This is a genomic window from Aquipseudomonas ullengensis, assembly GCF_014174475.1.
GTDB lineage: Bacteria > Pseudomonadota > Gammaproteobacteria > Pseudomonadales > Pseudomonadaceae > Aquipseudomonas > Aquipseudomonas ullengensis.
Genome location: NZ_JACJUD010000001.1, coordinates 829,199 through 849,577, shown reverse-complemented (window position 1 = coordinate 849,577; position 20,379 = coordinate 829,199). Strand labels below are relative to the sequence as shown.

Genomic DNA, 20,379 nt, shown 5'->3' with positions numbered 1-20,379 from the left:
CCGGGAGCGGAGTCACCAGCAGGCCCCGGACTGAAGTCCGGGCTACTGGCTGTTGCTCCGCTGATCGCCAGCAAGCTGGCTCCTACAGTGCTCCACCGTTTCATTGCGTGAACCGTGGCGCCCGGCAGCGGGTGTCAGCCCAGAACAAGAACCCCGGCCCGACAGAGGCCGGGGTCACGGAACCCCTTGGCCAGTGGCCAATTACTGCCCCGCTATTCAACCAATAACTAAAGCCGTCAGGCTGTGGGAGTGTTCCATGCGCAAGTCCTTGCTCAAGCGTACCTCGCTGTCCCTTCTAACCGCGGCACTCGCCGTGGGCGCCGCCGCTAGCGCCCAGGCTGGCAGCCTGACCATCGGCCACACCACCTGGGTCGGCTACGGCACCCTGTACCTGGCCCGCGACCTCGGCTACTTCAAGGAACAGGGCCTGGATGTCGACTTCACCGTGATCGAGGAGTCGGCCATGTACATGGCGGCGCAAGCCTCCGGCAAGCTGTCCGGCTCGGCGTCGACCATCGATGAAATCCTCAAGTACCGCTCCAAGGACTTCTGCTTCAAGGCCGTTGCCGCACTGGACGAAAGCCACGGTGGCGACGGCGTGCTGGTGGGCAAGGACGTCACCAGCCTGGAGCAGCTCAAGGGCCAGTCGGTCGCGGTCAACGAAGGCTCGGTGTCGCAGTTCTGGCTGTCCTACCTGCTCAAGCAGAAAGGCATGAGCATGAGCGACCTGGAAATCCAGAACATGACCGCCGACGACGCGGCCACCGCCTTCATCGCCGGCCGTGTACCGGCGGCCGTGACCTGGGAACCGCACCTGTCGCTGGTCAAGGCCAAGGGCCAGGGCAAGGTGCTGATCGACAGCAGCGAAACCCCCGGCGTGATCGTCGACGTGGTGGCGCTGTCCTGCGACGTGATCGACAAGCAGCCGGAGGATGTGAAGGCGCTGGTCAGCGGCCTGTACAAGGCAGTCGAGTACACCAAGACCCATCCGCAGGAGGCCTACGCGATCATGGCCAAGGGCGTCGGCGGCTACCTGTCCGACCCCAAGGATCTGGCCGAAGCGGCCAAGGGCGTGAAGTTCTACGACCAGGCCATGAGCGAGAAGCTGCTGGGCACGCCGGGTAAAGAGGGTGACATCGCCGGCATCATCAAGCTGGCCAACGACACCTGGACCAGCCTGCAGGGCAAGCCCTACAACGTCAGCTATGACGACCTGGTCGACACCCGTTTCGTTACGCCCAAGTGATTGGCGGCGCGGCCTTCGGGCCGGCTTCCGGCTGTTAGGAAAACGCTGAAAAACCGTCATTCCCGCGAAGGCGGGAATCCAGAAGGCCCGCGGCACCTGGGCTCCCGCCTGCGCGGGAGCGACGGTAGATGGAGAGTTCGGCGTTTCCCTGGTTCGCGAAATCACGAAATACCTGCGCCGCCGCACCCCCAGGGTGTGCGGCGGACATTCCTGCTGTTGATGTGGAGGTGGTCATGGCCACACAGAAATCCTGGCTGCAACGCTGCCTGACCCCCAAGGTCGAGCTGCCTGGCCAACTCATTCTGGGTGCCAGCACCCTGTGCTGGTTACTGGTGATCGGTCTGTGGGCCGGTCTGTCCTACGGCGGCGTGGTGCCGTCGATGTTCCTGCCGACGCCCGGTGATGTCGTCGCCGCCGCCGTGCGCCTGGGGGGCGATGGCACCCTGGGCAAGCATGTGTGGGCGAGCATCGAAGTGGTGATGATCGGCTTCATCGTCTCGTCCCTGGTGGCGGTGCCGCTGGGCCTGCTGATGGGCAGCTTCCGTATCGTCCAGGCGCTGATCGAGCCGCTGGTCAACTTCATCCGCTACCTGCCGGTGACCTCCTTCGTACCGCTGTTCATCCTGTGGATCGGCATCGGCCTGGAGCAGCGCGTGGCGGTGATCATCTTCGGCGTGTTCTTCCAGCAACTGGTGATGATCGCCGACGTGTCGAAAGGCGTGTCCAAGGACCTGATCAACGCCAGCTACACCCTCGGCGCCAACCGCCGCGACGTGATCTTCCATGTGCTTGGCCCAGCGGCGCTGCCCGGCGTGCTGGACACCCTGCGCGTGACCATGGGCTGGGCCTGGACCTACCTGGTGGTGGCCGAACTGGTCGCGGCCAGCAGCGGCCTCGGCTACATCAGCCTCAAGGCCATGCGTGGCTTCCAGGTCGACGTGATCTTCCTCGCCATCGCCATCATCGGCCTGCTCGGGCTGATCACCGACCAATTGTTCCGTCTGCTTCGACTGAGGATTGCCGCATGGGCGCACTAGCCGTGACCAAGCCATACACCATGCCCGCGCTGAGCGAATACGCTGACGTGCCGGCCCGTCTGCGGGTGGATAAAGTCAGCCTGCGCTACCAGTCGCCCAAAGGCGAGACCTTCACCGCCCTGGACCAGGTGTCCTTCGAGGTGCCGGACCAGCAGTTCGCGGTGATCGTCGGGCCTTCCGGCTGCGGCAAGTCGAGCCTGCTGTACCTCACCGCCGGCCTGGCCGAACCCAGCGAAGGCGAGATCTACGTGGGCGGGCAGAAGGTCGAAGGGCCGGGCGCCGACCGTGGCATGGTGTTCCAGAGCTACACCCTGTTCCCCTGGCTGACCGTACGCCAGAACGTCGAGTTCGGCCTCAAGCGCCGTGGCCTGCCGTCGAACGAGATCAACACCATCGTCGAGCACTACCTGGGCGAAGTCGGCCTGAAGAACTTCGCCGGGCATTTTCCCAAGCAGCTCTCCGGCGGCATGATGCAGCGCGTGGCGATTGCCCGCGCGCTGGCCAACGACCCGCAGATCCTGCTGATGGACGAACCCTTCGGCGCCCTCGACAGCCAGACTCGCCTGCAGATGCAGCAGCTCTTGCTGCGCGTGTGGGGCCACAGCAAGAAGACCGTGGTGTTCGTCACCCACGACATCGACGAAGCGGTGCTGCTCGGTGACCGCGTCTACGTGATGGGCGCGCGACCGGGGCGGATCAAGCAGATCCTCGATGTGCCGATCGCCCGTCCGCGCACCCTCGACGTGGTCATGGAGCCAGAATTCATCGACATGAAGCGGCAGATCCTCGGCCTGCTGCACGACGACCTGGCTGAAGTGCACTGAGGCTTTTGGTGATGGATCCCACGCGGAGCGTGGGAACGATCATTTTGAGTGAAGCTGCCCGGTAGCTGGCAGGGGGGGAAGGTCAGTTACCGGAACAGCGAGACAGTCAGGGCTTGACCACCTCGATAGGCGGGAATTTATAGCTGCCTTTCTGCACATCTTTGCTTGGGCCATACATGCGCAAGATGATGTAGGCGTCCTTTTCCGGGATCGGCAGGAAGTGAGGATTGCTGGCGTCGCCTTTAGCGGCCAGTTCGATGGTGTACATCCCGTCAGCGTCAGGCTTCAGTGTCCGGTCGCCGCGACTGTGGCGATTAAGATCGTTATGGGCCATGAGTCGGTTGTCGGACGCATACACAGTGAATGACCAGAACTGACTGACATCCGGCGCCTTGAGGTGGATGCGGTACTTCTTGCCGTTGGAACCATTCAGAGGTTTACCGTCGCTGCCGGTTTCTGCCTTGAGGTAGACACTTTCCTCTGGTGGCAGGCCCCACTGTCCGATGTAAGTCCCTTCCGCGAACAGTTCGCGAGCGCCATCGCCGAGTTGTTCACGGGTGCCCAGCAACTTTCCGGAGTCGTTCATCTTCGGCGCCAGTTCCTTGATGTGCGCCATACCCAGTTCTTCGCCTTTCTTCGCGGCGGCGAGCTGATCCTTGGTGAAGTCTTCCTTGCACGGTTTCAGCCCCACCGAAGTGAACTGATCCAGCCACTTTTTATCAGCCTTGCCCATGCTGCCGTCGCAGAGGACGAAGTTAACCCGTTGTAGCCAGTTGGTCTTTTCCGGGTCGGGGTAGGTGCGCTGCTTTTCTTTCGGCCCCGGCAAGCCCAGGTAGGCTGAGAGTGTGCGCACGTTCCACTCATCCATGTAGTTGAGCGCTGCTTTTTCATCTTCAGGCCCGGTAGCCATGATCCTGCCCATGAGCTTGATCAGGTTGGAGTCGACCCGAACCACTTCGTCAACACTCGCCGGTACATCTCCTTTCCAGTCGGTGGCCGCGAACATGAATTGGCCGCCTTTTGTACCGTGGGTGCGCGAGCCGATCATCGACGTTGTGTAGTGGCCCATGTCCATCGTGTGCAGAATCCAGTAACGCCCTTTGTCCATGTCTGGAACGCTGACAATCACTGGCTCGGCAGCCACATCCAGCCAGCCCATGAGGTGCAGGGTATCGTTGTTGATGGTCGGGTGATCACTGTAAGTGTCATCGGCCAGATGCCGGATGTTTTGGAAGCGGTTCAGGGGCGTGTCGGTCTTGACCGCCGTTTCATAGAAAAACTTGTAGGCCTCGTCGATCGAGTAGGCATAGATGTAGGCGTCTTCTGCGACTTTGTCCGGTATCTGGGCAAAAGCTGGAATCGCTAGTGAAAGCAGAGACGCGGCAAATATGGTTCTCCTCATGAGAACTCCCTCTACGTTTTTGAATGAAGTTGAAAGTGTAGTCAGGAATCTGAGGCATAAGGGAGAGGCGTTCCCGTCAGCAGCAACACCAACGCGCCGTGCATCATGATCGGTGAGAAGGCGCGGAGTTGATCCTGGCCGGTAAGGTCGCGCAGGCGGTGGCGGCGTAGGGGGCGGTCCGACGCCGGTTCGCGTTGGGCTTCGCCGCTGCGCTCCGCGCCCTAACCTATTTGAGGCTCCGGCTTCTGTGCTGACCCCACTGGGTCCCCGCCTGCGCGAGGACGACGGGCTGGGGAGTGAAGGGTGCAGGAATAGCCCTCTAGCGGCCTACATGCCCGCTACAACGCCATGGCAGAGCCAGCAAATCTCAAAGCCCCGTCGTCCTCGCGCAGGCGGGGACCCAGGGCCGGCAGCGCCAAGCTATCCCCCTGCGTCAGCCCAACCTACTGCGCCGACCAACCCGCCTGGCGCAGCCCTTCGAGCATCGCTTCAGCGGTCAGCGCCTTGACCTGATGGCCGTTGCCGCTGGTGTCACTGGCGGCCAGCAGGGCGTTGATGATGGCCTCTTCCACGGCCTCGGTGGCGGCCAGGAACAGTTCGCTGAGGTGGTCGTTGTTGACCATCTGCAGCGTCTGGGTGAAGGCGCCCTTGCGCGCATAGTCGGTCGGGGTCAGTGCATTGCCGGTGGCGAAGGCGATGAACAGGTCGCCGCTGCAATCCTCGTTGCCGCCGCCGGTGCGGGCGATGCCGAGGCTGGCGCGTTGGGCCAGGCGCGTGCACTGGTGCGGCAGCAACGGCGCATCGGTGGCCAGGCAGACCACGATCGAACCCATGCCTGGATGCGGCAGGGCGGCCTGGGCAAAGGGCGAAGGCGTCTCGGCCAGGTAGCGGCCCACCGGATAACCGTCGACCCGCAGCTCGCGGCGCTTGCCGTGGTTGGCCTGGACGATGGCGCCGACGGTCCAGCCGCCCTGTTCGGCGCTCAGGCGCCGCGAGGCGGTGCCGCTGCCGCCCTTGAGTTCATGGCAGATCATCCCGGTGCCGCCACCGATGGCCCCTTCTGTGACCGGCCCGCTTTTGGCGGCCTGCTGGGCGGCGGCGACGTGCTCGATCTGCACATGGAAGCCGTTGATGTCGTTGAGCAGGCCGTCGAAGGTTTCCAGCACCACCGGCATGTTCCAGTACAGGCGCTGCTCGTCGCTGTTTTCGGCGCGCTCCAGGGCGATCAGCGCGTCACGCACGGTGCCCACGCTGTGGGTGTTGGTGAAGGCCACCGGGCTGCTCAGCAGGCCGGCCTCGCGGATCCATTCCAGGCCACTGGCGTCGCCGTTGCCATTGAGCACGTGCACGCCGGCGAAACAGGGGTGCAGGTGAGCGGCCGCCGGGCGTGGCTCGATCAGGGTGACGCCGGTGTTGATGGTCTTGCCGTTGGCGGCCAGGCCTTGCACGGTGGCATGGCCGACGCGCACGCCGGGTACGTCGGTGATGGCATTGAACGGGCCGGGTTGCAGCTGGCCGATGGTGATTCCCAGATCGCGGGCACGTGGTTTCATACAAACAGTCTCTGGCAGTTGGGGCTTGAAAGCGCAGGCCGGATGGGCGCTGCGCGGGCATGACGGGCGATCTCAATGGCCGCTTTTGATGTTGCTCCAGGCGCGGGTACGCACTCGCTCGATGGCGTGGCTTTGCGGTTGCAGGATGAACAGCTTGGCCATCACCTCCGGCGGCGGGTAGATGCCCGGGTTGTCGCGCACGGCGGCGGTGACCAGCGCAGTGGCGTCGCGGTTGGCGTTGGCGGTCATGATCCAGTCGGTGGCCGGGGCGACCACTTCGGGGCGCAGCAGGTAGTTGATGAAGGCCAGGCCGTTGGCGGGACGTGGGCTGTCGTTGACCAGCACCAGGTTGTCGATCCACAGCGGCGCGCCCTCCACCGGGATGCTGTATTCCACCCGCACGCCCTTGCCGGCTTCCTCGGCGGCCTGCTTGGCGCTGTGCACCGTGCCGGACCAGGTCAGGGCCAGGCAGATGTCGCCGTTGCTCAGGTCGCTCTGGATCTTCGACGAGTCGAAATAGGTGATGTAGGGCCGCAGCTTGAGCAGTAGCGCCTGGGCCTTCTTGTAGTCCTCGGGGTTGCTGCTGTTGGGCGGCAGGCCGAGGTAGTGCAGGGCGATCGGCATGATCTCGGCGGGCGCATCGAGCAGCGCCACGCCGCACTGGCTGAGCTTGGCCAGGTTGTCTTCCTTGAACAGCAGGTCCCAGGAGTTCACCGGGGCGTCCTCGCCGAGGGCCGCCTTGATCTTGTCGACGTTGTAGCCGAGGCCGTCGGTGCCCCACAGGTAGGGCACGGCGTAGAGGTTGTCAGGGTCGTTGGCGCGCAGCTTTTCCAGCAGCACGGGGTTGAGGTGCGGCAGGTTGGGCAACTGGCTGCGGTCGAGCTTCTGGATGGCACCGGCCTTGATCAGCCCCGGCAGGATGAAGTTGCTGGCGACCACCACGTCATAACCGCTGTGCCCGGTGAGCATCTTGGCTTCCAGCACCTCGCCACTGTCGAACGTGTCGTAGACCGGCAGGATGCCGCTGTCGCGCTGGAAGTCCTTGAGGGTGGTCGGGCCTATGTAGTCGTACCAGTTGTAGACATGCACGCTGGGTACGTCGCTGGCGGCGCTGGCCAGGCCGCTGCACAGGCTGGTGACCAGGCCGAGGTTGAGCAAGGTGGAGCGGCGAAGCATGATGGAGTACTCCTGCGGTGGGACGCGAGTCGTCCGGGCAGGCTCAGACTAGGGCGCGGTGGCGCCGTCACCAATTCCCACCAAGGGTTACTCGAAAGGGGTAGGTCGTGCAGGCGTTGCTCAAGGAATTACCCATGCACCAGGGCCTGGCCGGGGTGTTCGCGGCCATCGGTAGTGAGGGTTTCTGGCGCAGCCTGGTGGATACCCTGCGGCTGTTGCTGCCGGCGGACAATGCGCTGGTGGTGCTGATGGCCCGCGAGCGGGTGCCGCAGGTGCTGGCCGATTTCGACTTCAGCGGTCCGGCCGATGGCGATGAGCTGCGCGACTACTGCAACGGCATGTACCTGCTCGATCCGTTCTACCAGGCGGCCTGCGCCGGCATCGCCGATGGCCTGCACTGGCTGGAGCACATCGCCCCGGACCAGTTCCGCCAGAGCGAGTACTACCAGAGCTATTTCCAGCGGGTGGTCGGGCGTGACGAGCTGCAGTTCATCCTCAACCACGAGGGCGTGGTGTTCGGCCTGTCCCTCGGCAGCCATCAGCCATTACGCGCGGAACAGTTGGGGGCGCTGCTGTGCGTGCGCGACTGGGTGCTGGCGGCGATGCGCCGGCATCTGCAGTTGCAGGGTGGTGCCGTGGCGCAGGCCCAGGCGCAGGAGACGCAACTTGCGGCGCGGGTGGAGCACTTCACGGCGGGGCTGTCGGAACGCGAGAGCGAGACGGCGCGGCTGATCCTGCAGGGCTTCTCGAGCAAGGCCATCGCCCAGCGCCTGGGCATCTCGCCGGAGACGGTGAAAGTGCACCGGCGCAACCTCTACCACAAGCTCAAGGTGGCCAGCCACGCCGAGCTGTTCGCCCTGTTTCTGCAGCAGGGCGCGGAGCGAGCGGGCTAGGGGGGAGAGGGGCTTGAGCGAGGTGGTATAGGGGCTCGGTGCTCTGCAGCACTTCGGACTGGCTCCCCCTCCCGTCGGGAGAGGGCTGGGGTGAGGGGAAGAAGCCAACCGCTGCTCAGTCCAGCTTGAGCACCTTGGCCAGCACGATCTTCGGTCCTTTCATCTTCTTCACGATGATGCGCAGGCCTTCGGTCTCCAGCACTTCTTCCTCTTCCGGCACGCGGTTGAGGCTCTCGTAGACCAGCCCGGCCAGGGTCTCGGCCTCGATGTGGTCAAGGTCGATGCCGAGCAGGCGTTCGATCTTGAACAGCGGCGTGTCGCCACGCACCAGCAGCTTGCCCGGCTGGTAGGCGAGGATGCCGCGCTCGGCCTTGTGGTGTTCGTCCTGAATGTCGCCCACCAGGGCTTCTAGCACGTCTTCCATGGTCAGGAAGCCGATCACCTTGGCATCGGCTTCTTCGACCAGGGCGAAGTGCGCGCCGCCTTGGCGGAACTGCTCCAGCAGCGAAGACAGCGGCATGTGCTTGGTCACGCGTTCCAGCGGGTGCAGCAGCTCGGTCAGTTTGAACTTGGACGGCAGCATTTCCAGCAGCGACAGCTGCAGCAGCAGGTCCTTGATGTGCAGCAGGCCGATGAAGCTGCCGGCTTCCTCGTCGTACACCGGGAAGCGGCTGTACTTGTGGCGGCGGAACAGGCTGAACACTTCGTCCAGCTTGGCGTCGCTGTTGAGGTAGACCAGGTCTTCGCGGGAGTTGGCCCAGTCGACCACTTCCAGCTCGCCCATTTCCACGGCCGAGGCCAGTACGCGCATGTCCTGGTCACTGGGGTCGCTGGCGCGGCTGGAGTGCAGGATCAGCTTGAGTTCGTCGCGGCTGTAGTGGTGCTCGTGGTGCGGCCCTGGCTCGCCCTGGCCGGCGAAGCGCAGGATGGCGTTGGCGCTGGCGTTGAGCAGGAAGATTGCCGGGTACATGGCCCAGTAGAACAGGTACAGCGGCGCGGCCGTCCACAGCGACAGCAGCTCGGGTTTGCGGATCGCCCAGGACTTGGGTGCCAGCTCGCCGACCACGATGTGCAGGTAGGAAATGATGAAGAAGGCGAAGAAGAAGGCGATGCCGTGGATCAGCTTCTCCGACTCCATGCCGATGGCGCTCAGCAGTGGTGTCAGCAACTCGGCGAAGGCTGGCTCGCCGACCCAGCCGAGGCCGAGGGAGGCCAGGGTGATACCCAGCTGGCAGGCCGAGAGGTAGGCGTCGAGCTGGCTGTGTACGGTACGCAGGATGTGTCCGCGCCAGCCGTTTTTCTCGGCAATGGCTTCAACCTTGGTCGAGCGCAGCTTGACCATGGCGAACTCGGCCGCCACGAAGAAACCGTTGAGCAGGACGAGGAACAGGGCGAACAGCATGAGGCCGATATCGGCGAAATAAGTAGCGGCGGTGTGACTAGAGGAAGGGTCCATTGGGGGGGAGGGGTGACCAAAGATGGCTAAAGGGTGGCGGCTGACGCCGGCGATTGCAAGTCGCAAAGGCCGGCGGGGTGTTTTCGCAGGTTAGAGCGGCTGGGCGCCGGCGATCTGCTGGGGCGGGAAGTGGCAGGTGAAGGTGCTGCCCTTGCCCGGCACGCTGGCGATATCCAGGCGGGCGCGGTGGCGCAGCAGCACGTGCTTGACGATGGCCAGGCCGAGGCCGGTGCCGCCGGTGTTGGCGGCGCGGCTGGAGTCGACCCGGTAGAAGCGTTCGGTCAGGCGCGGCAGGTGCTTGGCCTCGATGCCGATGCCGCTGTCGGAAACGCTGAAGTGCGCGCCCTGCTCGTCGCGCCACCAGCGGATGCGGATCTCGCCGTCGTCCGGCGAGTACTTCACCGCGTTGAACACCAGGTTGGAGAAGGCGCTGCGCAGCTCGGCCTCGCTGCCCTTGAGCTTGAGGCTGGCATCGGCCTCCAGGCTGATGCCGTGGTTGTGCGCGGCGGACAGCGCCTGGGCGTCGTTCTTGATGCTCAGCAACAGCAGGTCGACCGCCACCGGCAGGTTGTCGGAGGGATAGTCGGTGGCTTCCAGCTTGGCCAGCAGGAGCAGGTCATTCAGCAGGTTCTGCATGCGCGCGCCTTGCTGCTGCATCTGCTGCAGGGCACGTAGCCAGCGCGGATTGACGCTTTCGACGTTGTCCAGGAGGGTTTCCAGGTAGCCGCTGATCACCGTCAGCGGCGTGCGCAGCTCATGGGAGACGTTGGCGACGAAGTCTTTGCGCATCTGCTCCAGCTGGTGCAAGCGGGTGACGTCGCGCACCAGCATCAGGTGCTCGCGGTTGCCGTACTGGGTGATCTGGAACTGCAGGCGCTTGCGGTCGTTGATCGGCGAGGGCAGCTCCAGCGCATCGTGGAACTTGCCTTGGTCGAAGTATTCCTTGAAGCGCGGATGGCGCACCAAGTTGGCGATCGACTGGCCGCTGTCCTGCGGGGTTTTCAGGCCGAGCAGGGTTTCTGCGGCGAGGTTCCACCACTCCAGGTTGCCATCGCTGTCGAGCATGATCACCGCATCACGCAGGGCTGCGGTGGACTCCTGCACGCGGTCGATCACCGCCTGCAGGCGGCCGCGCACGCGCTGGTCGCGGCGTTGCAGGTGGTAGATGTTGTCGAATATCTCGCCCCACAGGCCGTAGCCTTCGGGCGGCGCTTCGTCCGGTTGGCGCTCGCGCAGCCAGCGGTGCAGGCGCAGCAACTGTTTGACGTGCCAGGCCAGGTACGCGCCGAGGCCGAGCACCAGGGCCCAGGCGTACTGGCCGCTGATCAGGCCCAGCAGCCCGCAGCCGGCGAGGAGCAACAACAGGTGGCGCACCACGGCACCACGCCAGTTTGGATTCACCTATCGCTTCCTTTCAGTCACTGCAGTGCAGCAGGCTCAGCTCTTGGTGGAGAAACGGTAGCCCGTACCACGCACGGTTTGCACGAGATTCTCGTAGACCTCGCCCAGTGCCTTGCGCAGGCGGCGGATGTGCACGTCGACCGTGCGTTCCTCGACATAGACGTTGCCGCCCCACACCTGATCGAGCAGCTGGCCACGGGTGTAGGCGCGCTCCTGGTGGGTCATGAAGAACTGCAGCAGGCGGTATTCGGTGGGGCCCATTTCGGCAGGCTTGCCGTCGATGGTCACGCGGTGGCTGATCGGGTCGAGCAGCAGGCCGCCGATCTCGATCGGCGACTCACCGTCATTCGGCGCGGCGCGGCGCAGCACGGCCTTGAGCCGGGCCACCAGTTCGCGCGGCGAGAACGGCTTGGTGATGTAGTCGTCGGCGCCGACTTCCAGGCCCTGGATCTTGTTGTCCTCTTCACCCTTGGCCGTGAGCATGATGATCGGGATGTCGTCGGTCAGCTCGTCGCGCTTGAGGCGGCGGGCCAGCTCGATGCCGCTGGTGCCCGGCAGCATCCAGTCGAGCAGGATCAGGTCGGGCTTGCGGTCGACGATCATCGCATGCGCCTGCTGGGTGTTCTCGGCTTCCATGCAGTCGTAGCCGGCCATTTCCAGCGCCACTGCGATCATTTCGCGGATCGGCGCTTCGTCGTCAACGATCAGGATGTTCTTGCCAACCATGGGGTCCTGCCTCGGTTTATCTGTCTTGCGCCGCATTAGATAACGGAATTATTGCAGCGATGTGACAGCGTGGCGGCATCTCTGTAGCCGCACTGCCATCGACCTAGCGCAGCGCGTAGTCGAGGGCGATGCCGGCGAGGATCGCCAACCCGGCCCAGTGGTTGTGCAGGAAGGCGGCGAAGCAGGCCTGGGGCTCACGGTTGCGCGTGCTCCAGAACTCCCAGGCGAAGCAGGCGGCGGCGCCGAACAGGCCGAGCAGGAACCAGATGCCCAGGCTGAAACGCGCGCCCGCCATGGCCAGGCACAGCAGTGCCAGGCCCTGCAGGCAGAGGATGATGATGCGGTCGGCATCGCCGAACAGGATGGCGGTGGATTTCAGGCCGATCTTCAGGTCGTCCTCGCGGTCGGTCATCGCGTAGTAGGTGTCGTAGGCCACGGTCCACAGCAGGTTGGCCAGGTACAGCAGCCAGGCTTCGGGCGGCGGCAGCTCGCCGGTTACCGCGCTGAACGCCATCGGCATGCCCCAGGAAAACGCCGCGCCGAGCACCACCTGCGGGTAGAAGGTGTAGCGTTTCATGAACGGGTAGCTGGCGGCCAGGGCCAGGCCGCCGAACGACAGGAGGATGGTGGTCAGGTTGGTGAACAGCACCAGGATGAAGCTCAGGGCGATCAGCACGGCGAACAGGATTAGCGCCTCGCGCACACTGATCTTGCCGCTGGCCAGCGGGCGGGCCTGGGTGCGGGCGACATGGCCGTCGAAGTGGCGGTCGGCGTAGTCGTTGATCACGCAGCCGGCGGCACGCATCAGCAGTACGCCGGCAACGAAGATGAACAGCAGCTTGGCGTCCGGCACACCCTTGCTCGCCACCCACAGCGCCCACAGGGTCGGCCACAGCAGCAGGTAGATACCGATCGGCTTGTCCAGGCGCATCAGCTGGATGAAGTCCCAGGTGCGCGGGTGCAGGCGATTCAGCGATTGCAGCAGGGTGGTGTACATCGACGGTTCTCCGGGCGAGGTGCGGCGATTATACGGGGCCGGGCGCCGCAGACTATCGAACGCTACGTTGGCTCGATCACGCTTTGCTGTTCGGGAGCTGCGGCCTGCTCCCAGAACGCCGGCAGGAACACCTCGGCCACCAGCACACCGAGCCCGTCGCGCCAGAAGCACGAACGCCGGCCCCACAGGCGCTCTTCGCGCGCCTCGGCTGGCAGCCAGGCCGCGGGGTAGCGGCAGGTTTGCAGCTCGCCGCGGGCGAAGGCCCGGTCGCTGAACAGCAACTCGCCCAGCGAGCGACTGCCCAGCTTGCCCAGGTCGAAACCCGAGCCTTCCAGGGCGCTACGCGCCGCCACGCTGCGGGCGAACACCCAGGCCTCGCCGGCGCCGCGCAGGAACACTTCACGCACCCAGCCCTGGCTGCCATTCGGCACCTGCAGCGCCGCGCATTCATCGCTGCGCAGCACCTGCCAGCCCTGCTGCAGCGGCAGTACACTGAACTGCTGGCGGCTGAGGGCCGAGAGGCGGCGGGTCAGCGAGCCCTGATCGAATAGCCAGTCGCGCAGCAGCGGCGCGGGCGCCGGGTGCAGTTGCGCGCAAGTGAGCCAGCGGGGCGGGTGGGGGAGTGCGGCGGGAGGCAAGGCAACGGCTTCGACAATGACGGGAAGGCGCGAGCTTAACATGTCGATTTGGCAGCGTAGAGCGTCGACTGGGGCTTGCGCCGCGGCGCGCAGGCCAGTACAAAGCCTGCTGATTTTTTGACCAGGCCGCTGCCCGCAGAGGCAGATCCTGTAGCCCGAACGACGAGGTAGCTGTGATGAAGAAGTGGCAATGTGTGGTGTGCGGTCTGATCTACGACGAAAGCCAGGGCTGGCCGGATGACGGCATCGCCGCCGGCACCCGCTGGGAAGACGTGCCGGCCGACTGGCTGTGCCCGGATTGCGGCGTGGGCAAGGCCGACTTCGAGATGATCGAAATCGGTTGATCATCAGCCCTGCTGGGGCGTGATGGACTCGAAACGGCGGCCTGCGGGCCGCCGTTTTCGTTGGCGGTGGCCTCTACCGCTGGTCAGGTTTCAGTGCGCCTGTACGCGCGACACGCGGAGCCGAAGCGGGGGATTTGTCGGGCTTCTGGCGCAAATGGCAGTCGTTCTGTCGTAAACGCCTTGTGATTGCTCGGGCAAACCGTCCGGGCGGCACTGGCGCAGTGCCGGATGGCGTGCCATTCTCCCCCGGTCTGCCGCAGCGCAGAGCTGTTGCGGCGCCTTGGGCGCTGTTCCGGACGGACAGCACGGACACAAAAACAACAAACCGTCAAAGAGGCAACTCATGCGTAAACCCGAACTCGCCGCGGCTATCGCCGAAAAGGCAGATCTGACCAAAGACCAGGCCAACCGCGTTCTCAACGCCGTTCTCGAAGAAATCACCAGCGCCCTGAACCGCAAGGACAGCGTCACCCTGGTAGGTTTCGGCACCTTCCTGCAGCGTCATCGCGGCGCCCGCACCGGGAAAAACCCGCAAACCGGCCAGCCGGTGAAGATCAAGGCCAGCAACACTGTTGCGTTCAAGCCTGGCAAATCGCTGAAAGACGCCGTCAACTAAGCGTCTCGCATCCGGGGCCGCCAGGCCCCGGGCTGCTTTCCCGCTCCCCTCCGCTCTGCCTGCACAAGATGTAGTCTTCGCTGCAAATCGCTACAATGCGCCGCCGATCCCACCCAATTCGAGGCTGCGCCATGAAATTCCGCTTTCTTCTCTGGATGCTGGGCCGCCTGATGGCCAAGGCCAGCCGCACCAATTCCGACTTCCAGCAGCAGCTGGCCGGCAAGGACCTGGTGTTCCAGTTGCACACCCTGGACGGCAAGGTCTCCCGCCAGTTCATCATCAAGGATCAGCGCGTCACCAGCCGCTCCGGTAGCGCCGCCGAGCCGGCCTTCGCCATCGGCTTCAAGGATGCGGCCTACGGCTTCGCCACCATGCAGGCGAAGAACAAGCAGCTGGCCTTCATGCAGGGCATCCAGAACAAGGACATCCAGATCCAGGGCAACCCGGCACTGGTGATCTGGTTCCAGGGCCTGCTCAAGTACGTCGTGCCGAAAAAGAAAACCAAGAACGACCTCAAGAAAGCGGCCTAAGCCCCCGTTCCAGAGCTGGTCAGTGCCTTGGGCATTGGCTAGGCTGAAAGTCTTTTCCATGGAAACCGTGGCATGCGTCTGCTGACTCTCATTCCCCTACTGTTTACCCTCAGTACTGCCCAGGCGGCCGAAGTCGATCCGGCGCTGAATCAGGTGCTGGAACTGGCCGGTGTGCAATTGCTTTGCGCCCAGACGGCGCCCTTGCTGCAACGCGGCATGCCAGCCAAGCAGCAGAAGCAGCTGGGTACGCTGTTCGCAGCCGGCCCGTTGTGTGCCGATCTGGCGCGCCAGTTGAGTGGCCAGTTGTCCAAGGCGCAAGTGGATGAGGCGCTGAAGTTGCTTAACACCCCGCTGGCCCGGCACTTCACCGAGGCCGAGCGCGCGGTCGGTGTGGAAGGTGGCCTGGGCGCCTACCGTGCGCAACTGAGCGAGCGCCCGCCGCGCCAGGATCGTCTGGCCCTGGTGCAGCGCCTGGACAAGGCGGCGCACACCACCGAGATGGCCACGTTGCTGCGTTATGAAGTGGGCAAGACGCAGGCGCTGATGACCCTGCGCAGCCGCGGCAAGAACCTCGATGAGAAAGCCCTGACCGAGCAGACCACGGCCCAGGTCGCCCCGTTGCGCGCCTCAAGCGCCAGCGGCGTGGAAGCCTTCATGCTCTACGCCTACCGCCGCACACCCAGCTCGCAGCTTGGCGAATACGCGGCGCTCTACGAGCAGGCGCCGTTGCGTGCCGTGCTCGAGGCCAGCGCCAAGGCCTTGCCCACGCTGTTCGCGGCACGTCGGGCGAAGCTCAAGTAGGCATTCGCCAGGCATGAAAAAAGGGGCCCTTGGGCCCCTTTTTGCTGCGCGCGTTTCTCAGTGCGGATGGTTGAACTGCGAGGCCAGCTCGCGCAGGGCCACTTCCGCCTGCAGCACCTTGTTCAGCGCGTCGTCGGCCTTGTCACGGCTGATGCCCAGGCGTTCGAACAGGCTGTCGGGGATCTCGCTCTGCGGGCCGCTGCCGATGCCGCGGTTGCGCAGCAGGCTGACGGCCAGGCACACCAGGTTCGGGTAGGCACTGTGGGCGCCGTCGTAGTCCGGGTCGTGCTGGAAGCGCAGGGCGGTGGCGAGCTCTTCCGGCATGTCCCAGAAACGCATCAGCCAGGCACCGATCTGCTCGCGGGAGATACCCAGCAGGTGCTGCTCGATGTAGCTGGCCGGCAGGTGCGGGTTGACCTCCAGGTGCCGGCAGATCAGCGAGAAGTGCGGCGGGAACACGTGGGCGAGGACCAGGTAGCCGAAGTTGTGCAGCAACCCGGCGAGGTAGGTCAGGCCGGCTTCCGGGCGCTGGGCGCGCGGCATGGCGCGAGTCAGGCCTTCGATCACGGCGGCGCTGTAGATCGCCTGTTGCCAGTACGGTGTGGCCTGTTGCGGCTGGTCTTTGGGCAGGCTCAGGGTCTTGCCCAGGGCCAGGCCGAGGGCCAGGTTGATCACCAGGTCGAAGCCCAGCACGCGGACGATGGCGTCTTCCACCGAGCGGATCTTGCCCGGCGCGGCGTAGTAGGGCGAAGCGGCCCAGCTGACCACCTGGGCGGCCAGCGCCGGGTCGGTCTCGACCACGCCGGTGATGTCATCCACGGTGGCGTCCGGGTCGACACGCAGTTTGATGATCTTCTGCGCGGTTTCCGGCAGCGGCGGAATCTCGATGGTTTCTTCCAGGCGTTGCTGGATGCGGCGGGCGGTGAAGGCCTGCACGGCCTGGGTGATTTCCGCGCGGTCGTCGTCCGGGCGGTCCAGGTTGGGCTTGATCGCCACCACCGGCTCGCCGAAGCGGGCGGCACTGGCCTTGCTCAGGAGGATGCTCTTGAACGCTTCGCTGCTGATTTCCAGCAGCACGCCGGGCGTGCCGGATTCCACCAGCAGGCTGTCTTCCTGCAGCATGCGTTCGTCATACAGGCAGGGCGAGCTGGTCAGCGGCGGCAGGCCCGGCAGGATGCCCAGGCTGTGCTTGGCCAGCATGCGCTCCAGGCGCTCGGGCTTGACCGCGGCGAGCTTGCGCCCGGTCAGCTCGGCCAGGCGGTTGAGGTCGAGCAGCAGGCTCTGCGGAAACAGCACCAGCAGCGCGCCGACGGCGTCGTCGAGCAAGGCCACCTGGACCCGGCGCGAGGCCGGCAGGGCGTGATGATCGTGGCGGATGTGGCAGGCCACGCCGAGTTTTTCCAGCAACTGCAGAATCACCGCCGGTGGGTGCGGGGCGGAGTCGGGAGCGAGTGCAACTTCGGTCATGGGTGACATCCAACTGAGGAACTACTGCGGCTGAGTATAACCAGCGCCCCGAGAACGCTGCTCGGCCGTCGGACAGGTGACCAACGGCGCGCTGTCGATTTGATCACACTTGGCCGTATTGCTGGCCATGGCGCAGCCAGCGTTCGAGCAGCGGGCTGACGTGTTGCGGCCAGGATGCCAGCAGCGCCTGCGCGGCGTCACGCACGGCCGGCAGCAGGTCGGCGTCGCGCATCAGGTCGGCGACCTTGAATTGCAGCAGGCCGGTCTGGCGGGTGCCAAGCATTTCGCCGGGGCCGCGCAGCTCCAGGTCCTTCTCGGCGATGACGAAGCCGTCGCAGGTCTCGCGCATGATCGCCAGGCGCTCGCGGCCCATTTGCGACAGCGGCGCGTGATAGAGCAGCACGCAGTGGCTGGCGGCGCTGCCCCGGCCGACCCGGCCGCGCAGCTGGTGCAGTTGCGCCAGGCCGAGGCGCTCGGGGTTCTCGATGATCATCAGGCTGGCGTTGGGCACGTCGACGCCGACCTCGATCACCGTGGTGGCGACCAGCAGTTGCAGTTCGCCACGCTTGAACTGGTCCATCACCGCGGCCTTCTCGGCCGGCTTCATGCGCCCGTGGATCAGGCCCACGCGCAGCTCGCCGAGGGCGGCGGTGAGTTCTTCGAAACTGGTTTCGGCGGCCTGGCAGGTGAGCTCTTCGGATTCCTCGATCAGCGTGCACACCCAATAGGCCTGGCGCCCCTCGCGGCAGGCGATGCGCACGCGCTCGACCACTTCGATGCGGCGGCTGTCGGCGATCACCAGGGTATTCACCGGCGTGCGTCCGGGCGGCAGCTCGTCGAGGATCGAGGTGTCGAGGTCGGCGTAGGCGCTCATCGCCAGGGTCCGCGGAATCGGTGTGGCGGTCATGATCAACTGGTGCGGGCACAGGCGGCCATTGATGCCTTTCTGGCGCAGGGCCAGGCGCTGCTGCACACCGAAACGGTGCTGCTCGTCGATGATCGCCAGGGCCAGGCGCTTGAACTGCACTTCTTCCTGGAACAGCGCGTGGGTGCCGACCACCATCGGCGTGCCGCTGGCGATTTGCTCCAGCGCGGCGGCGCGGGCCTTGCCCTTGAGCTTGCCGGCCAGCCAGGCGACCTCGATGCCCAGCGGCTCAAGCCAGCGGGTGAAGTTGATGAAGTGCTGCTCGGCGAGGATCTCGGTGGGCGCCATCAGCGCCACTTGGTAACCGGCCTCCAGGGCCTGCAGGGCGGCGAGGGCGGCGACCACGGTTTTGCCGGCCCCCACGTCGCCTTGCACCAGGCGCAGCATGGGTTCGTCCTGGGACAGGTCGTAGGCGATTTCCGCGCCGACCCGCTGCTGCGCGCCGGTGGGCTGGAAGCCGAGGTTCTGCAGGAACAATTGCGGCAGGCGTTTGGCCACCGGCAGGCGTGGCGCCTGCTGGGCGCGCACCTGTTCGCGCAGGCGCTGGAGTGACAGCTGGTGGGTCAGCAGCTCCTCGAAGGCCAGGCGGTGCTGGGCCCAGTGGCGGCCCTCGGCGAGCTCTTCCAGGTCGGCATCCGGCGGTGGCCGGTGCAGGTAGCGAATGGCTTCATCCAGCGCGCCGAGGCGATAGTCGCGCGCCAGTTCGGCGGGCAGCCAGTCGGGCAGGCTGTGCGGGCCAAGGCGCGCCAGGGCCAGTTGGCTGAGGCTGCGCAGGCGTTGCTGGGTGAGGCCTTCGGTGGTCGGGTAAATCGGCGTCAGGGTCTGTTCCACCGGCGCCACTTCGTCGTTGCCGAGGGTGCGGTATTCCGGGTGGTAGATCTCCAGGCCGGAAGCACCGGGGCGCGCCTCGCCGTAGCAGCGCACATGGGTGCCACGTTTGAGGCCGTCACGCTGGGCCTGGCTGAAGTGGTAGAAGCGCAGGCTGAGGGTGCCGGTGCCATCCTGCAGGCGCACCAGCAGGCTGCGGCGCTTGCCCATAGCGACATCGGCGCCGGCCACCACACCCTCGATCACCGCGTCCTGGCCGGGGCGCAAGGCGCCGATCGGCACCACGCGGGTGCGATCCTGGTAGCGCAGGGGCAAGTGGAAAAGCACGTCCTGCAGGGTTTCCAGGCCGACCTTGGCGAGTTTTTCCGCCAGTGCCGCGCCCACTCCCTTGAGCGCGGTGACCGGTACCTGAGCCAGTTCGGTCATGCCGGCAGGGTTTGGCCTTGCGGGCGGGCGGCGACCGAGCAGAGGCGGATCGAGTCGGCGAGGATTTCGATGGCTTTCGGTCGTGGGAAGCTGGCGCGCCAGGCGATGGCCACGGTGCGGTAGGGCACCGGTGGGGTCAGCGGGCGTACTTCGATCACGCCGGGGGCGTAGTGATGGCTGTCCACTGCGGAGAACGGCAGGATCGAGATGCCCAGGCCGGAGGCGACCATGTGGCGAATGGTTTCCAGCGAGCTGGACTCGATGGTGGTGTGCTTGTTCTCTTCGGTCTTGCGCGTGGCCGGGCAGGCTTCCAGCACCTGGTCGCGGAAGCAGTGGCCTTCGCCGAGCAGCAGCAGGCTCTTGTCGTTGAGCAGGCTGGCGTCGATGTGCTCCTTGGCGGTCCACGGGTGATTGGCCGGCAGCAGCACGTAGAACGGCTCGTCATACAGCGGTTTGGTCAGCACATCGGCTTCCTGGAACGGCAGGGCGATGATGATCGCGTCCAGCTCACCGGTGCGCAGCTTGTCGCGCAGGATGTGGGTGAAGTTTTCCTCGATATACAGCGGCATGTCCGGGGCGACCCGGTGCAGCTGCGGGATCAGGTGCGGGAACAGGTACGGACCGACGGTGTAGATGGCGCCGATCTTCAGCGGCGCGGTCAGCTGGTTCTTGCCGGCCTGGGCCAGTTCGCGGATGCCCTGGGCCTGCTCCAGCACCTTCTGCGCCTGGGTGACGATGCCTTCACCGACCGGGGTCAGGCGCACCGCGCTCTTGCTGCGCTCGAAGATCAGCACGCCGAGCTCGTCCTCGAGCTTCTTCACCCCCACCGAGAGGGTCGGCTGGCTGACATGGCAACGCTCGGCGGCCCGCCCGAAATGCTGCTCCTGGGCGAGGGTGACGATGTAGCGCAGTTCGGTGAGGGTCATAGTCTTTATCCATTGAGATGCGCCCAAGCATAGCGGCTGTCTTCAATGGAACCAACTGCTCTAGAGCTGCTGGCGGATGGAAAATGACAACGGGCCCTGTCCATGAAAACCCGGGGCAGGGTATTCGCGAAAAGGGCCCGTTGCAGGAGGCGTGATCAGCGACGGTT

The 20,379-nt window shown here is 65.2% G+C and carries 19 protein-coding genes; 8 read left to right on the top strand and 11 right to left on the bottom strand.

Annotated features, from left to right (window positions below):
- The first annotated feature begins 256 nt into the window (after window positions 1–256).
- From H3H51_RS03785 to H3H51_RS03775, 3 genes are all read left to right on the top strand, one after another.
- The gene (locus H3H51_RS03785) at window positions 257–1,246 is read left to right on the top strand and encodes an ABC transporter substrate-binding protein (RefSeq protein WP_183087674.1); all 990 of its coding nucleotides are present in this window, start codon (window positions 257–259) and stop codon (window positions 1,244–1,246) included.
- 233 nt (window positions 1,247–1,479) lie between these two features.
- The gene (locus H3H51_RS03780; protein WP_183087673.1) at window positions 1,480–2,283 is read left to right on the top strand and encodes an ABC transporter permease; all 804 of its coding nucleotides are present in this window, start codon (window positions 1,480–1,482) and stop codon (window positions 2,281–2,283) included.
- A gap of 20 nt (window positions 2,284–2,303) precedes the next feature.
- Window positions 2,304–3,107 (top strand): ABC transporter ATP-binding protein, encoded by an 804-nt coding sequence (locus H3H51_RS03775; RefSeq protein WP_235981293.1) that lies wholly within the window; start codon window positions 2,304–2,306, stop codon window positions 3,105–3,107.
- 106 nt (window positions 3,108–3,213) lie between these two features.
- Here H3H51_RS03775 and H3H51_RS03770 read toward each other — a convergent pair whose 3' ends face one another.
- The 3 genes from H3H51_RS03770 to H3H51_RS03760 form a co-directional block, all read right to left on the bottom strand.
- Window positions 3,214–4,509 (bottom strand): DUF1254 domain-containing protein, encoded by a 1,296-nt coding sequence (locus tag H3H51_RS03770; protein WP_183087671.1) that lies wholly within the window; start codon window positions 4,507–4,509, stop codon window positions 3,214–3,216.
- Between the two features lie 443 nt (window positions 4,510–4,952).
- Entirely contained in the window at window positions 4,953–6,062 is a 1,110-nt protein-coding gene (locus H3H51_RS03765) for a DmpA family aminopeptidase (protein WP_183087670.1), read from the bottom strand.
- 72 nt (window positions 6,063–6,134) lie between these two features.
- The gene (locus H3H51_RS03760; protein WP_183087669.1) at window positions 6,135–7,238 is read right to left on the bottom strand and encodes a polyamine ABC transporter substrate-binding protein; all 1,104 of its coding nucleotides are present in this window, start codon (window positions 7,236–7,238) and stop codon (window positions 6,135–6,137) included.
- Between the two features lie 107 nt (window positions 7,239–7,345).
- On the opposite strand from H3H51_RS03760, the gene H3H51_RS03755 reads away from it, so the two are divergent.
- Entirely contained in the window at window positions 7,346–8,131 is a 786-nt protein-coding gene (locus H3H51_RS03755) for a helix-turn-helix transcriptional regulator (protein WP_183087668.1), read from the top strand.
- Window positions 8,132–8,246: 115 nt separating this feature from the next.
- Here the strand turns inward: H3H51_RS03755 and H3H51_RS03750 are convergent, their stop codons facing one another.
- From H3H51_RS03750 to H3H51_RS03730, 5 genes are all read right to left on the bottom strand, one after another.
- Complete coding sequence (locus H3H51_RS03750) at window positions 8,247–9,587, bottom strand: hemolysin family protein (RefSeq protein ID WP_183087667.1); 1,341 nt, start codon at window positions 9,585–9,587, stop codon at window positions 8,247–8,249.
- Window positions 9,588–9,677: 90 nt separating this feature from the next.
- Window positions 9,678–10,988, bottom strand: coding sequence for a phosphate regulon sensor histidine kinase PhoR (phoR, locus tag H3H51_RS03745; protein ID WP_183087666.1), 1,311 nt, complete (start codon window positions 10,986–10,988; stop codon window positions 9,678–9,680).
- A 36-nt stretch (window positions 10,989–11,024) separates the two neighbouring features.
- Window positions 11,025–11,714, bottom strand: coding sequence for a phosphate regulon transcriptional regulator PhoB (gene phoB, locus H3H51_RS03740; RefSeq protein ID WP_183087665.1), 690 nt, complete (start codon window positions 11,712–11,714; stop codon window positions 11,025–11,027).
- Window positions 11,715–11,817: 103 nt separating this feature from the next.
- The gene (gene ubiA / locus H3H51_RS03735; protein ID WP_183087664.1) at window positions 11,818–12,711 is read right to left on the bottom strand and encodes a 4-hydroxybenzoate octaprenyltransferase; all 894 of its coding nucleotides are present in this window, start codon (window positions 12,709–12,711) and stop codon (window positions 11,818–11,820) included.
- 62 nt (window positions 12,712–12,773) lie between these two features.
- A complete protein-coding gene (locus H3H51_RS03730; protein WP_183087663.1) occupies window positions 12,774–13,349 on the bottom strand; it encodes a chorismate--pyruvate lyase family protein in 576 nt (191 codons plus the stop codon).
- A gap of 176 nt (window positions 13,350–13,525) precedes the next feature.
- Here H3H51_RS03730 and H3H51_RS03725 point away from each other — a divergent pair, with 176 nt between their 5' ends.
- The 4 genes from H3H51_RS03725 to H3H51_RS03710 all read left to right on the top strand — a co-directional run bounded on the left by H3H51_RS03725 (window position 13,526) and on the right by H3H51_RS03710 (window position 15,640).
- On the top strand, window positions 13,526–13,693 hold the full coding sequence (locus H3H51_RS03725) for a rubredoxin (protein WP_068827612.1): 168 nt from the start codon (window positions 13,526–13,528) through the stop codon (window positions 13,691–13,693).
- A gap of 343 nt (window positions 13,694–14,036) precedes the next feature.
- On the top strand, window positions 14,037–14,309 hold the full coding sequence (locus H3H51_RS03720) for an HU family DNA-binding protein (RefSeq protein WP_021218870.1): 273 nt from the start codon (window positions 14,037–14,039) through the stop codon (window positions 14,307–14,309).
- 131 nt (window positions 14,310–14,440) lie between these two features.
- A complete protein-coding gene (locus tag H3H51_RS03715; RefSeq protein ID WP_183087662.1) occupies window positions 14,441–14,839 on the top strand; it encodes an SCP2 sterol-binding domain-containing protein in 399 nt (132 codons plus the stop codon).
- 72 nt (window positions 14,840–14,911) lie between these two features.
- Window positions 14,912–15,640, top strand: a complete 729-nt coding sequence (locus H3H51_RS03710; protein WP_183087661.1) for a hypothetical protein — start codon at window positions 14,912–14,914, stop codon at window positions 15,638–15,640.
- Between the two features lie 57 nt (window positions 15,641–15,697).
- On the opposite strand, the gene H3H51_RS03705 is transcribed toward H3H51_RS03710, so the two are convergent.
- The 3 genes from H3H51_RS03705 to H3H51_RS03695 form a co-directional block, all read right to left on the bottom strand.
- Window positions 15,698–17,107: an aminoacyl-tRNA deacylase and HDOD domain-containing protein gene (locus H3H51_RS03705; protein ID WP_183087660.1), complete on the bottom strand. Its 1,410-nt coding sequence runs from the start codon at window positions 17,105–17,107 to the stop codon at window positions 15,698–15,700.
- Window positions 17,108–17,210: 103 nt separating this feature from the next.
- The gene (gene recG, locus H3H51_RS03700) at window positions 17,211–19,286 is read right to left on the bottom strand and encodes an ATP-dependent DNA helicase RecG (protein WP_183087659.1); all 2,076 of its coding nucleotides are present in this window, start codon (window positions 19,284–19,286) and stop codon (window positions 17,211–17,213) included.
- Window positions 19,283–20,212, bottom strand: coding sequence for a hydrogen peroxide-inducible genes activator (locus H3H51_RS03695; protein WP_183087658.1), 930 nt, complete (start codon window positions 20,210–20,212; stop codon window positions 19,283–19,285). The genes recG and H3H51_RS03695 overlap by 4 nt, the downstream gene beginning before the upstream one ends.
- Between the last annotated feature and the right edge of the window lie 167 nt (window positions 20,213–20,379).

What these genes read in the sequence shown, in the direction of transcription:
- H3H51_RS03785 (WP_183087674.1), top strand. Translation starts at nt 257, where the DNA reads ATGCGCAAGTCCTTGCTCAAGCGTACCTCGCTGTCCCTTCTAACCGCG.
- H3H51_RS03780 (WP_183087673.1), top strand. Translation starts at nt 1,480, where the DNA reads ATGGCCACACAGAAATCCTGGCTGCAACGCTGCCTGACCCCCAAGGTC.
- H3H51_RS03775 (WP_235981293.1), top strand. Translation starts at nt 2,304, where the DNA reads ATGCCCGCGCTGAGCGAATACGCTGACGTGCCGGCCCGTCTGCGGGTG.
- H3H51_RS03770 (WP_183087671.1), bottom strand. Translation starts at nt 4,509, where the DNA reads ATGAGGAGAACCATATTTGCCGCGTCTCTGCTTTCACTAGCGATTCCA.
- H3H51_RS03765 (WP_183087670.1), bottom strand. Translation starts at nt 6,062, where the DNA reads ATGAAACCACGTGCCCGCGATCTGGGAATCACCATCGGCCAGCTGCAA.
- H3H51_RS03760 (WP_183087669.1), bottom strand. Translation starts at nt 7,238, where the DNA reads ATGCTTCGCCGCTCCACCTTGCTCAACCTCGGCCTGGTCACCAGCCTG.
- H3H51_RS03750 (WP_183087667.1), bottom strand. Translation starts at nt 9,587, where the DNA reads ATGGACCCTTCCTCTAGTCACACCGCCGCTACTTATTTCGCCGATATC.
- phoB (WP_183087665.1), bottom strand. Translation starts at nt 11,714, where the DNA reads ATGGTTGGCAAGAACATCCTGATCGTTGACGACGAAGCGCCGATCCGC.
- ubiA (WP_183087664.1), bottom strand. Translation starts at nt 12,711, where the DNA reads ATGTACACCACCCTGCTGCAATCGCTGAATCGCCTGCACCCGCGCACC.
- H3H51_RS03725 (WP_068827612.1), top strand. Translation starts at nt 13,526, where the DNA reads ATGAAGAAGTGGCAATGTGTGGTGTGCGGTCTGATCTACGACGAAAGC.
- H3H51_RS03720 (WP_021218870.1), top strand. Translation starts at nt 14,037, where the DNA reads ATGCGTAAACCCGAACTCGCCGCGGCTATCGCCGAAAAGGCAGATCTG.
- H3H51_RS03715 (WP_183087662.1), top strand. Translation starts at nt 14,441, where the DNA reads ATGAAATTCCGCTTTCTTCTCTGGATGCTGGGCCGCCTGATGGCCAAG.
- H3H51_RS03710 (WP_183087661.1), top strand. Translation starts at nt 14,912, where the DNA reads ATGCGTCTGCTGACTCTCATTCCCCTACTGTTTACCCTCAGTACTGCC.
- H3H51_RS03705 (WP_183087660.1), bottom strand. Translation starts at nt 17,107, where the DNA reads ATGACCGAAGTTGCACTCGCTCCCGACTCCGCCCCGCACCCACCGGCG.
- recG (WP_183087659.1), bottom strand. Translation starts at nt 19,286, where the DNA reads ATGACCGAACTGGCTCAGGTACCGGTCACCGCGCTCAAGGGAGTGGGC.
- H3H51_RS03695 (WP_183087658.1), bottom strand. Translation starts at nt 20,212, where the DNA reads ATGACCCTCACCGAACTGCGCTACATCGTCACCCTCGCCCAGGAGCAG.